Source organism: Solitalea lacus, assembly GCF_022014595.1.
Classification (GTDB): domain Bacteria; phylum Bacteroidota; class Bacteroidia; order Sphingobacteriales; family Sphingobacteriaceae; genus Solitalea; species Solitalea lacus.
The window spans coordinates 1,681,847-1,695,156 of sequence record NZ_CP091740.1; the positions used below are offsets into that span (position 1 = coordinate 1,681,847).

10 protein-coding genes are annotated in these 13,310 nt (G+C 37.1%); 2 read left to right on the top strand and 8 right to left on the bottom strand.

Going from position 1 to position 13,310, the window contains the following annotated elements; genetic code table 11:
• Positions 1 to 202: 202 nt before the first annotated feature.
• A complete protein-coding gene (locus L2B55_RS07160; protein ID WP_237849869.1) occupies positions 203 to 2,443 on the bottom strand; it encodes a sodium-translocating pyrophosphatase in 2,241 nt (746 codons plus the stop codon).
• 222 nt (positions 2,444 to 2,665) lie between these two features.
• Between L2B55_RS07160 and L2B55_RS07165 the strand changes: the two genes are divergently transcribed.
• Positions 2,666 to 4,165, top strand: coding sequence for an APC family permease (locus L2B55_RS07165; RefSeq protein WP_237849870.1), 1,500 nt, complete (start codon positions 2,666 to 2,668; stop codon positions 4,163 to 4,165).
• Positions 4,166 to 4,407: 242 nt separating this feature from the next.
• Positions 4,408 to 4,596, top strand: coding sequence for a cold-shock protein (locus tag L2B55_RS07170; RefSeq protein ID WP_103790263.1), 189 nt, complete (start codon positions 4,408 to 4,410; stop codon positions 4,594 to 4,596).
• Between the two features lie 63 nt (positions 4,597 to 4,659).
• On the opposite strand, the gene L2B55_RS07175 is transcribed toward L2B55_RS07170, so the two are convergent.
• The 7 genes from L2B55_RS07175 to L2B55_RS07205 all read right to left on the bottom strand — a co-directional run bounded on the left by L2B55_RS07175 (position 4,660) and on the right by L2B55_RS07205 (position 13,306).
• Positions 4,660 to 5,901, bottom strand: a complete 1,242-nt coding sequence (locus L2B55_RS07175) for a bifunctional folylpolyglutamate synthase/dihydrofolate synthase (protein WP_237849871.1) — start codon at positions 5,899 to 5,901, stop codon at positions 4,660 to 4,662.
• Positions 5,902 to 5,985: 84 nt separating this feature from the next.
• Positions 5,986 to 6,846 (bottom strand): energy transducer TonB, encoded by an 861-nt coding sequence (locus L2B55_RS07180; RefSeq protein WP_237849872.1) that lies wholly within the window; start codon positions 6,844 to 6,846, stop codon positions 5,986 to 5,988.
• 6 nt (positions 6,847 to 6,852) lie between these two features.
• Positions 6,853 to 7,251, bottom strand: a complete 399-nt coding sequence (locus tag L2B55_RS07185) for an ExbD/TolR family protein (RefSeq protein ID WP_237849873.1) — start codon at positions 7,249 to 7,251, stop codon at positions 6,853 to 6,855.
• Positions 7,248 to 7,952, bottom strand: a complete 705-nt coding sequence (locus L2B55_RS07190) for a MotA/TolQ/ExbB proton channel family protein (RefSeq protein WP_237849874.1) — start codon at positions 7,950 to 7,952, stop codon at positions 7,248 to 7,250. Before L2B55_RS07190 ends, L2B55_RS07185 begins: the two co-directional genes overlap by 4 nt.
• A 65-nt stretch (positions 7,953 to 8,017) precedes the next feature.
• Positions 8,018 to 8,602 carry an HU domain-containing protein gene (locus L2B55_RS07195; RefSeq protein ID WP_237849875.1) on the bottom strand — a complete coding sequence of 195 codons (585 nt, stop codon included), beginning with the start codon at positions 8,600 to 8,602 and terminating at the stop codon, positions 8,018 to 8,020.
• Between the two features lie 3 nt (positions 8,603 to 8,605).
• Positions 8,606 to 10,261 carry a porin family protein gene (locus tag L2B55_RS07200; RefSeq protein WP_237849876.1) on the bottom strand — a complete coding sequence of 552 codons (1,656 nt, stop codon included), beginning with the start codon at positions 10,259 to 10,261 and terminating at the stop codon, positions 8,606 to 8,608.
• Between the two features lie 9 nt (positions 10,262 to 10,270).
• Positions 10,271 to 13,306 carry a tetratricopeptide repeat protein gene (locus L2B55_RS07205; RefSeq protein WP_237849877.1) on the bottom strand — a complete coding sequence of 1,012 codons (3,036 nt, stop codon included), beginning with the start codon at positions 13,304 to 13,306 and terminating at the stop codon, positions 10,271 to 10,273.
• Between the last annotated feature and the right edge of the window lie 4 nt (positions 13,307 to 13,310).

The following is a 13,310-nucleotide window of genomic DNA, read 5'->3' on the forward strand; positions in this document are numbered from 1 at the left end:
AATTAAATTTTATTAAATAATGTGAATGTGTTTTAAATATATGCAGTATTAATTCATTGCCAATTTTTATTTGTTAACTTAATTTAAAGCAGGCGGATGACTTATAGTAATGTTAATAGATAGATCTAAGAAGTGTTGATTATAAATAAAAAGAGCAGAATTTATTTTTCTGCTCTTTTTTATTTAATTGATAGTTAATTTGTTAATTCTTTTTGCAGCAGGCCTTCATTTCAACTGATGTCGCAGTAGCTCCGGCTTGTGCTGTTTTGCCCTGCTCCATGCAGCATTGCTTTTTTTCATGATTTACTGCACCTGTGTGATCATGCAATTTTTGTGCAATGTGTGGAGCAATTACTAAAGAAACAATAGACATCAATTTGATAAGAATGTTCATTGATGGTCCAGAAGTATCTTTAAATGGATCACCTACGGTATCACCCGTTACAGATGCTTTGTGTGGCTCTGAACCTTTGTAGAACATTTCTCCATTAATATTTACTCCTTTTTCAAACGATTTTTTGGCATTATCCCAAGCTCCTCCTGCATTTGATTGGAACATACCCATCAATACACCTGAAACGGTTACACCTGCTAAGGTTCCACCCAACACTTCAGGGCCGAATGCAAAGCCTATAATTAAAGGAACAATTAAAGCGATTGCTCCTGGTAAAATCATTTCACGAATGGAGGCTTGAGTAGAAATAGCTACACATTTTTCATATTCGGGTTTGGCTTTATATTCCATAATGCCTGGAATTTCTCTAAACTGACGACGCACTTCCTGTACCATCGACATGGCTGCGCGTCCTACTGCCGAAATGGCCAGTGAAGAGAAAACAAACGGTATCATTCCGCCAATAAATAATCCGGCTAATACATCAGCCTTATAAATATCAATACTACTGATGCCTGCTACACCCACAAAAGCTGCAAATAATGCTAAGGACGTTAACGCAGCCGATGCTATGGCAAACCCCTTACCTGTAGCCGCTGTAGTATTGCCCACTGCGTCTAAAATATCAGTACGCTCACGAACTTCTTTGGGCAACCCACTCATTTCGGCAATCCCACCAGCGTTATCAGCAATTGGTCCGAATGCATCAATAGCTAGTTGCATGGCAGTGGTGGCCATCATCCCCGCGGCAGCAATGGCTACACCATATAATCCCGCAAAATGGTACGAACCGAATATTCCGGATGCCAAAACTAAAATTGGTAATAAAGTAGATTGCATTCCTACGGCTAAACCGCCAATAATGTTTGTGGCATGACCTGTTGACGATTGCTGAACAATGGTATTTACAGGTCGGCGACCCATAGCTGTATAATATTCGGTAATGAGACTCATTAGTGCCCCTACAATCAAACCTACTACAATGGCCATATAGACATTCGTAGCTGTGAATTCTATACCGCGAAGCGACATGGTTTCGGGTAATAAATATTTGACAGCAAAGAAAGACGCGACGGCCGTTAGAATTATTGATGACCAGTTGCCCATATTTAAAGCACCCTGCACGCTTTGATGCTCATCTTTAATACGAACAAATTTCATACTGATGATTGAAAATATGATTCCTATACCAGCAATTAACATCGGTAATAGGATTGGGGCCAAGCCGTTAAAATTGTCTTTCGAATCTATTTCCTGTCCCAATACCATGGTGGCAAGGATTGTAGCTACAAATGATCCAAACAAGTCAGCACCCATACCTGCAACGTCACCAACGTTATCTCCCACGTTATCGGCAATAGTAGCAGGGTTACGAACATCGTCCTCCGGAATACCAGCTTCAACTTTACCTACCAGGTCAGCACCCACATCGGCTGCTTTAGTGTAAATTCCACCTCCTACACGAGCAAATAATGCGATTGACTCAGAACCTAATGAGAACCCTGTTAGCACTTCAATGACAGTTCGCATTTCCAAACCAGTGATAGAAGCGCCGGCTGGAACAAAAGTTTTATAGAATATGATAAATAAGCTTCCTAAACCTAAAACTGCCAAACCGGTAACGCCAAGCCCCATAACGCTTCCTCCAGTAAATGACACTTTTAAAGCGCCAGCTAAGCTGCTCCGTGCGGCTTGGGTGGTCCGAACATTAGCCTTAGTTGCTATACGCATACCGATGAAACCTGCTGTTGCCGAAAATACCGCACCAATAATAAATGCTACGGCAATTAACCAATGAGAGTGCACATTGGGCAATGTCCCCGACCAGCCTAATAACAAGGCCGCAATGATTACGTAGTAGCTTAAAACCCGCCATTCTGCTTTTAAGAATGCCATGGCACCATCAGCTATATAGCCGGCAAGTTCCACCATGTTCTTTTCGCCGGCATCTTGCTTGGTTACCCAGGCAGCCTTTATAGCGGTAACTAACAGGGCTACCACCCCAAATAAAGGGATAATGTAAATAAGATTTTCTTGTAAAAAGGTCATAAATAATTAGGTTAGAGTTATTCGGTTTGCCTAAAATACTTTTGTGAAATTGAATAGTCAAATAAAATTTTACGAATTGCAATGTTTTTAGAATAAAAAATTATTTATTCGCAACAGAAATAAACGTTACAAGGCAATATTTTGAAAAGATTTACAACCCTTTAAACATTTTATAATTCAAAGGAAAAAACTACCTTAACAATCAACTTAAATCAAAACAGAATGGATCAAACAATTATTCAACAAAACAAAAACGACTTGAATACGGAACATACTGAGCTTAAACGAGAACTGGGTCTCTTTGATTCAACTATGATTGTAGTAGGGTCAATGATTGGTTCGGGTATATTTATTGTAACCAGCGATATTGCCCGTTTGTTGGGCTCGCCATTTTGGATACTGTTTGTTTGGCTTCTTACCGGAGCCATTACCCTTATGGCAGCATTAAGTTATGGCGAATTAGCTGGTATGATGCCGAAAGCAGGAGGGCAGTACGTGTATCTGCGTGAAGCTTATAATAAATTTACAGGATTTCTATTCGGCTGGACAACCTTTATGGTGATTCAAACAGGGACCATAGCCGCTGTAGCTATTGCTTTTGCTAAATACACAGGTGTTTTATTACCTGAATTTATCAATACCACCTCGCTATTTAGTATTGGGCCATTGGCGTTCTCAAGTCAACAGTTCTTGGGTGTAGCTTTAATTGCGCTGTTAACAATCATAAATCTGTACGGAGTAAAAAATGCCAAAATTATTCAAGGCGTATTTACCGTAGCCAAAATTATTTCACTTTTGGGTTTAATTGTACTGGGAATTTACTTTGGAATGAACTCTGATGCTTTTCATCAGAATTTTTCCAATTTCTTTGCAGAACCTTTTAAAACAGTTGCTGATGCCAAGACCAATGCTTTAGATGTTGTAAAACTTTCAGGATTGTCGTTAATAGGAGCTATTGGAGGCGCGTTGGTTGGCTCTTTGTTTTCTTCTGATGCCTGGAACAATATAACATATACAGCAGGAGAGGTGAAAGATCCGAAACGCAATATTCCATTAAGCTTATTTTTTGGTACATTGATAGTAACAATACTGTACATATTGGCCAATGTTGCTTACTTATCATTATTACCGGTAAATGGAAGTCCTACTGGTGCTGATGTTTTGTCTCGTGGAATTATGTTTGCAAGCAATGACCGTGTGGCTACCGCAGGTGCTGAAATAATTTTTGGAAGTGTTGCCGTTTTGATAATGGCTGTGCTTATCATGGTTTCTACTTTCGGTTGTAATAATGGTTTAATTATGGCAGGAGCTCGCTTGTACTATGCGATGGCAAAAGATGGATTGTTTCTGAAAAAAGCCGAAAACCTTAACAATAAAGGTGTACCTGCATTCGGATTGATAATTCAAGGTATATGGGCCTCAATTCTATGTTTTTCAGGGAAATATAATGAATTGTTGGACTATGTAATTTTTGCAGTACTAATTTTCTATTCATTAACTATCGGCGGTATTTTCATTTTGCGTAAGAAGGATCCTAACGCTGAACGTCCTTATAAAGCTTTTGGATATCCATTCATACCAGCTTTGTACATAGTATTAGCAGCGACCATTTGTATTGACTTGTTAATTGTAAAAACCGGCCCGAGTATAATTGGCTTAGGCATAGTATTACTGGGTATCCCTGTTTACTATATTTTAAATAAGAAAAACCTCACAGCGTAGAATTTTTTATATTTCTTAGCACTGGGTTAATTGATACAATAACACAATATAGGAACCTTTCAGAGAGGCTTTTGATAACTCTGATTCTCTATAAATAAGGATAGGAGTAAATTGACAGAACTATGTGATAATTAGTTTTGCTCAATTGAAAAATAAGCTTAACTTAGGTTTCTTTGAATGACCGATTAAGATTAATGTCTTTTCTCTCATTCTTTTGAATGCTCAATTTTTTAATAATTATAATGAAAACAGGAAAAGTTAAATTTTTTAATGAGTCAAAAGGCTTTGGATTCATTAAAACAAATGAAGGTCAAGAAATCTTCGTTCACGTTACTGGTCTTATCGATAAAGTACGTGAGAATGATAACGTAACCTTCGAAGTTGCTCAAGGTAAAAAAGGATTAAATGCAGTGAATGTAAAGATTGCTTAAGATATTTTAATACTTTTTGAAAAAGCCGGTTATATGCCGGCTTTTTTGTTCATATCAAAAGCATTAAACCACTTCGGCCACAACAAATGTGCTTCCGCCTACAAAAATTAAATCGTTAAAACGAGCATTTGTTTTTGCCGTAGTTAAAGCCTCATTAACGGAATTGTAAACAGCTCCATTTAAGTGATATTCTGAAGCGAGTTGTTGAAGTTCTCCTGCATCCATCCCTCGCGGGATGTCAGCCTTACAAAAATAATATAGAGCTTCTTTAGGCATTAGTTCAAGTACCTGGGTAATGTCCTTGTCTTTCACCATGCCAAATACAACATGAAGATTTTCGTATGGAGTTTCATTTATTTGTTCCACTACCTGGGTTATTCCATCAACATTATGGCCAGTGTCACAAATGATAAGTGGATTCTCGCTTAATGTATGCCAGCGGCCCAGTAGTCCGGTTAGTTTTTTTACCTCTTTTAATGCATCGTAAATATGAGCGTCATCGATTTTAAATCCTTGTAATTTGAGTTGTTCAGCTGCTTCTAAAACGGTTTTAATGTTTTTTAACTGATAATTCCCTGTTAAATCTAATTGAAGATGAGGGAATGCTTTACCAAGATTGTTTTTTAAATCGAGCGTCCACAGTGAAGCTGTTCTGCTTTTAGCATTTATGGTCCACTCTTCGGATGCAAAATAAATTGGAGAGGCATTTTCTGTTGCTTTGTTCAAAAACACTTCAGCCGCTCCTTGTTGAAACTGGCCAATAACAACAGGTACATTTGGCTTAATAATTCCAGCTTTCTCAGTAGCGATTGATTCGATAGTATTGCCCAGAATGGCTGTATGATCAAAGCTAATGTTGGTAATAACTGAAAGAATAGGAGTAATAATATTAGTTGAATCTAAACGGCCACCTAAGCCGGTTTCAATTACAGCAATATCAACCTTTTCTTTGGCAAAGAAATTAAATGCCATTGCCACACCCATTTCAAAGAATGAAGGTTCTATCTCTTTAAAAACGGACTTATTTTGCTCTACAAAATCAATAACTTCCTGTTTCGGAATCATTTCTCCATTGATTCTGATACGCTCTCTGAAATCTTTCAGGTGAGGGGAGGTGTACAATCCTGTTTTATAACCGGCTTGTTGCAAAATTGCCGCCAGCATGTGTGAGGTAGATCCTTTACCATTTGTACCTGCAATATGAATACAGGTTAGTTGGTTATGTGGATTTCCTAAGTTTTCAGATAAAGCTTTAATGTTATGTAAATCTGCCTTAAACGCTTTTTCACCAATTCGGTGAAACATGGGTAAATGGCTAAACAGATAGTCTAATGTTTGTTGATATGTTGCAGACACGAATAATAACGGATGATTTTAAGGTGATACTACTTATTCAACTCTGAAAGTAATTACCACCATTCCAATTTGTGTTTCTGGTCCAGAGTTAATAGGGTTTAGCTTGCATTGCAAAACTGCGCGCTCGCACTTTTTCCAAAGAGCGGTGTTTGAAATAGTGGTTCCACGGGCACCCGCATTAGCAGCGGTAATATTACCATCACGGTCAACCGTAATTTTTACCGCGACCTTGCCTGCCTGTTGCCCATCGTCTTCAATGCTCGGACGGCTTAAAAACTTCCTTCCTTCAAGGGTAAGGGCCACACCACCGTTTCCTGTACCGGTACCATTATAATTAGTTGAATTAGGATCACCGGTAATTTTACCCTGGTTGCCAGGTTCATTGCCTGTTCCATCTCCTCCGCCAATTCCACTTTGGGTCTTTTTACCTTTATATAAGGCATTGGGGTTTACCTTGGGTAATTGTTCCTTAGCTGTTTCAGTTGAAGTTTTAGTTGTTGTAACCGGTTGCTTGGGTTCAGTTTTAACAACTTTATCAGGTGCCGTTTTTATTGCCGGAGCATCTTCGTTATCCTGAGTTATTAAAGCATCTTCCTGCTTAGTGGCCTCACTAGGTTTGGTTGGAGCTATATTTTCAACCTTTTCTTCCGGTATTTTATTATTGGCATTAGGCGAAATTGAAGGTTCCTCCATGCTGGTGTAGTCAGTGCCCATTCCAACATCTGAAGTGCCATAGTTTACTACTATTCCGCCTTCACCCTGCTCCTGTAAAGGAGTGTAAGGATTTGTAATATGAACCCAAAAACAAATGCCAACCAGTACTACATAAATAGTTGTAGTAACCATAAAGGCTTTACCGGAATTGTTTTCTTCTTTATGCTGAGCGTACGCCATTTCAAATTATTTCTTCTGTGCAGCTACTACCAACTTAAGTTTATAGCGACTGGCAATGTCCATAACATTTACAAAAGGTTGCACTTGAGCAGCTGAATCTGCGCTGATAATAACAGTTACCTCTTCAGACTTGTTTGCTCCGTAACTTTTTAGCACCTCTTCTAATTGAGTTTCATTTACAGGGTTTTTATCTACAAAGTATTGCCCTTCTTTCGTAACAGAAACATTGAGGTTCTTTTTGGGAACAGTTTGCCCTGTAGCAGCTTTTGGTAAAGTAACTTTTATTACATGAGGGGCCACTAGCGTTGAGGCAATCAAAAAGAAAAGAAGAAGAAAGAACATGATATCGTTTAACGATGAGGTGTTCACTTCTGCTCCTATCTTATGTCTTCGTCTTAAATTCATCGTGTTGGTTCTTCTAACAAGTCAATAAAGTCAATTGCATCAGTTTCCATTTTAAGGATAACACGGTCAACCATCATTGTCAAAATATGATGGCCGATATAGGCAAAAATACCAATAATCAAGCCGGTAGCCGAAGTGATCATCTTCTCATATAAGCCTCCCGAAACTAATCCGATATTAATTTCACCGGCGAGCGAAATGTTATAGAAAATACGTATAACACCTGATATAGTTCCCACAAACCCTAACATTGGAGCAATACCAGCAATAATTCCAAGGATATTGATGTTCTTTTCAAGTTTTGATACTTCCAATTTTCCGACGTTTTCAATAGCGCCTTCAATTTCTTTAATCGGTTTACCGATACGGGCTAGTCCTTTCTGCAACATTCGACCAATTGGGGTGTTGCTGTTACGACTAACACTAACTGCAGAATCGAGATTACCGGTAATGATATACTGTCTGATTTGCATCATCAAAGATGATTCAGATTGATTTGCTTTTCTGATAGTAAAATAGCGCTCAAAAAAGATGAATAACGCTAAAAAGAACAAAATTGCCAATGGAATCATTACCCATCCACCTTTATACATAAGGTCGATTAAGTTTAAGCTTTCCTGTGGTGCCTTGGTATTTATTGGTAAGTTGCTTAATGAGTCGGCTACTCTTTGTACTGTATCTCCGGTTTGTAGAAAAAACATGTCTTAAAATATTTTTATTGTCAAATTGTTGTAAATGATCTATCTGTTGAAAACCCCTTATATGGTTATTGTACTTTTTGTAAAAAATACTGTACTCCAAGTAAAATTAATAGCGAAATAATTATAATAATGAACAATGAAACTAACAACCATTTCCAAACGCTTTTTTCACCTTTTTCTGACTCTCGGTAAATTATTTTCTTCTCTTGCGCTAGAGAGTCCTTATGAGGCTCGCTTGGCTTGGCAATTAATTCGGCTAAACCGAAATTGGCTTTATTAAGGATAAAATCCGAGGCAGTTTTAAAACGGATATTAGACATTGAGTCGCTCATCAGTACTCCAATACCCGGAAGTTCAAATTGCTGATATCTGCTTAAACCTTGTTTTATTCTGATAATGAACTTTTGAACTTCGTATTCAGCTAAATGCTTAACCAAATCTTCTTCGCGTGCAATTTCATCTCTTAGTTCACCATCGTCCGACAAACGAAATGGATTAAAAGTTACAGAAACGGTAGCAGGGTAAAGGGTATCATTATCGTGATGAAGTTTCGTTTGGGTACGACTCAGATATAACCCCCCAACGCCAGGTAAAGTAACCTCGTTATTTCGTTCGAGAAGCTTAATAATATATTTGTTTACGTCTATCATTTATTAAAACGTTACGCTAATTCCGGCTATAAAGTTAAATCCGAAACTCTGATAATTAAGAAACTGATCGTACTTTTTACCCAAAATGTTATTAGCATTGGCAAATGCACCAAAATTTTTATGGAATCGATAGTTAAATCCGATGTTTAAATCGGTATATCCTGACAATGTTTTGTATTCGTTTGTTTGCGCATCAACCAAGGCGTTTTGTTCTCCCACATTAAACAAATCAGCTGTAAACGTAAGATTGTTGATTGGATGATAAGTTCCGGAAATATTAATCCTGTACTTTGGAGTTAACCATGGCTGAGCTATGTCGTTTAAATCAAAGTTATTGTAAACGGCTTCAAAACCTAATCTTAGACGTTCTGAAGCGGCATATTCTAAATTGCCGGAAATTGATGAACGTTGGCTTTTTTTACCTGAATAAACAACATAATATTTATTTGAAGAAATATCAGGCCCATTTGCAGGGTTGGGATAATTGTTAACATAAAATGGCAGGCTGTCAATAGAGCTATGCGAAAACTGTAATTTAAAGCCTAAACCGGTAACAATTGTGCCTTTTAATCCTGCATAAACCTTCATTCGCTCATTGGAGTTTTGCAATGCAATGTTCGCGTCCATGAATGGATTTCGGGTTGAAAGGTCGCGCAGGGTATTTTTTTGAATGTCACCGGTTAACCCTCCAAAGAAGGTTAAGTATTTGTCAATAGCTTGAAATTCGGTGGACACATTAGGATAGATTTTAAAAGAACTTCTATCACCAAAGTTGGTAACTATGTTTAATCCAAGTCTACTTTGTAAGCGCTCTTTTCCCAAAGTAACATAAGGGTTCAATCGGAAGAAGTGATTTTTCTGTTGAATGACGTCTTTATAATTGTTTAGATCAAGATTTAAAGCTAAATGACCTCCAAATGTATCAAACTCATTTCCCAGAAAAGTATTTAAAAACACATTACTTTCTTTTGCAGAATAATTGTCTGAAAAAGCATAGCCACCAAGTTTCACTGCATAAGAAAGTGTCTTATTAGGATCGATATTGCTAGCCAGTTCTACTTCTCCGTTGAAATTATTCAGTTTGTGCAGAATATCCTTCTTGTCTAACTGAATCAGAGAGTGATCGTATCCGTAGAAATAGTTATTGTTCTGCCTGTAGTTTAAGCTTGCGGTTGTTGTGATTGATTGGTTTATGAATTTTCCAAATAGACCAACATTGTTTTTGGAATAATTTTGATTTTGAATATCACCTTTAGCAGAGTAGGCTTGATAGTAAAACCCGTACTGTTCAGTTGGAGATTGGGCACTGTTAAAAAAGAACTCTCCCAAAGCACCAGAAAGGTTTCCTCCTCCAAGCTTGGCATGAAACAACGGAAGAACGGCCTTTCCTTCGGCAGGTAATTGTTGTGGATTTACTTTAGAAACATTGCCGTTTTGGGTAAACTGCCTGTCGAATTGCGTGTATTGCAGAACTGGTTTGGCAGTATTGTCATCATTAAAGTCAGGGTTACGACGAATCTTAATTGCATCACCCAAAACAGGCTTGTATGGTCGTACTACATCAATTTCTTCTTCCAGTTTTTTCTGTGCAAAACTGCTTTGTGATGCTAGTAAAAAAGAAGCGGCCAGTAAAAAATATATGTTATGTTTGAGTTTCATTAGTTTCAATTATTTACCTACACGATTAATTTTAGCTAGTTTTTCTTTTGCCGAAGGGAGAATATCATCACTGCCTTCATAATTGTCAATTATACTTTGAAGCGTACTTTTTGCTTGGAAAGTATCGCCTTGTGCAAAGTAATTATCGGCCAATAATAAAAAGCTCTTTGCAACCCAATAATCATGGTTAGCCAAGTTGTCAATTACCTCAAAGCAATTTTTCTGTGATTGTTTAAATTGTCCTTTATTGTATTGAATTAAAGCTGTAAGGTATTTTGCTTCGGCTGCATAAACTGATTTTGTTGCTGCCGATACATTGCCTAAAGATTTAACGGCTGTAATCGTATCGGTTTTAGCCATGTATGCTTTAGCTGAAAATAAATGAGCTGCACTTATTTCATCAGCAGGCATTTTATCAAACCCAATTACTTTATTAGCGTAATATAAAGTTGAGTCATTGTTCTCTTCTGCATTACTAATCTTCATTAGCCCAACAATTGCATAACCGTAATTAGCCCTGAAATCAGCACTTTCCAAACGTTTCAAATAGGGTTTCGCTAATTCTAAATCTCCATTATCTAAATAGATTTTTGAAGTATTGAATAGTGCTTTTTCGGTGTATTTATTGTTGGTTCGTGATGCAATAAACTGATAATCGGCTAATGCTTCATTAGTACGTTTTTGTTTAGTCAAACACTCAGCACGGTAAAAACGAGCATCGTTAATAAAATAACCATTACCAAACTCTTCAATATAAGTTGTTAAAGCAGGTATACTTTCATCGCATTTTCCTTTCAGGTACAAATTATTGGCTGCCTCAAAGCTGATCGAATCTTGCGCACTGGCACTGATTGCTGCTCCAGGAGTATTTTTTGCATAATTCAAAAACTCACTTGCATTACCCTTATCTACATAAATATTTTTAATAGCCAATACTGCTTCTTTTGCTTCCGGAGTTCCCGGATACTTGTTCACCACTAACTTGTAAGCTTGTAATGCGTTTTGATCATCTTCAGTATTATAATAAACCAAGCCAAGATTTAAAATTGCTTTAGGAACATAGCTGCTGTTAGGGAATCTTTTAATGAGTTCGTTAAAACCACTTTTAGCTTGTTCAAAATTGTTCATCATAAAGTAACCATAAGCCATTTCGTATAATCCATCATCAATGTATGATGAGTTTGGATATAATTCCTGCAATGATTTCAATGAATAAATCTTATCATTCATTTTGTTTTGCACGCCTTGTATCATTGCTTTTTGGAAAATTGCATAATCAGCACCGGTAGCGCCTGCAATAATTACTTTGTTATATTGCGTTAAGGCTTTTTCGTAGTTTTTGGCAACAAAAAAGCAGTCTCCCACACGTAAGGTGGCGTCCATCACCATTTTTTTGTCAGCTCCATTGCTATTAATATAGCGTTCAAAATATTCGGCAGATTTGGGGTAGTTTTCACGTTGGAAATATGCATACCCCATATTATAGTTAGCAAATTTATATACAGGCAACCCTGCTACACCCGGATAGCTTAAAAAGTCATCGTAAGTATTGATAGCCTCGTCATAACGTTGAAGCTCGAATAATGATTCGGCTTTCCAGAACAAGGCCTGCATTTCAATTTTGCCATTTATCGGATTGTTTAATGATTTCTCAAACAGCTCTTCGGCGTATGAAAAATCACGCGCATTGAAAACCTCAACACCGCGGTAGTAAGCTACTTTTTGGTATAATAAATCAGTGTTCTCTTTACGTTTTTTAACACTTTCAAGGGTTTCTAGTGCTTCCTTATAGTTTTTTGATGACAGCAAAATTTCTCCCAAAAGAGTTTTGGCTTCATCAATGTTTTTTGAACGAGGATATTTGCTAACAAATTCTTTGGTCGCAAGCAAACCTTGTTGTGAAAAGTTAGTTTCGTAAGCCAGCTTAGCGTAGTTCAATAAGCAATCCTCTCTTACTCCTTCATCATAAGTTAGTTTTGAACCTCTTTGGAAAGCGGCACGTGCGTTAAGTTTGTTTTGCTTAGCTAAAAAGCTATTTCCCAAAGTCTGCATAGCGTATTGAGCATACACATCGTCAACGTCTATTAATCGTTCTAACTGAGAGATGGCTTTATCATATTCTTTGTTCTGATAGAAAGTATATCCAATTTGATAGGTGTCCTGGCTGGTCTGGTCTGCAGCTGCGGATTTACTCTCAAGGTAACTATCAAATTGACGCTGAGCCATTGGATAGTTTTTCTTATTGAAATAAGCCGATCCTAATATTTTGTGTAATTGTGCTTTATATTTAGAGTTACCTTTATTGAGGATTGGTTCTGTAAAAGCAATTACATCATCATATTTACCATTGATTAAAAAGATCTGAGCTGTATAGAACTGATAAATTTCAGCGTATTTGGACGAGTTCTTTACTTTGTTTAAGTGAGATAAAGCCGTTGTATAATCTTTGTTAATGTATGCTATATGCGCATAATAGTAAGTGGCATCTTCACTAAAACGATTATTTCCATCTTTTACCTTGGCAAAATTGGCTTTTGCTTTAGTGTAATCTTTCGTTGCAAAGTAGCAATATGCCGTTTTAAAGTTGTACTCGACCTGATCGGTTGCATTTAAATCAATTTCTTCAACTTCTGAAAACCATTTTAATGCTTCTTTATAATTTTCGTTTTTGAAATATACTTTACCGATTTGAAATTTGGCAGTTTTTGATTTAGGGTTGCTTGGGTACGACTTAATGAATGATAAAAGTTCGCTTTCAGCATTTTTATTATTTAACTCGAGTGCACAAATTGCAGCATAATATTCCGCATTTACTTTTGTGGTAGTATTTACACTCGGATCGTAATTGCTGTTTGTAGTTGAGTTTTGTTCACTATAAACTTGACGGAAAAGTTCATTGGCTGCAGCGTATTTCTGACTGTCAAACAATTCAAGGGCCTTACGATAGGTTTCATTTACAGTATATTCGGCAGTAACCTGTGCTTGCAACGAAACGGAATAAAGTAATAAAGAAAATAGCGTAAATAATGCTGACTTTTTAATCATTTTC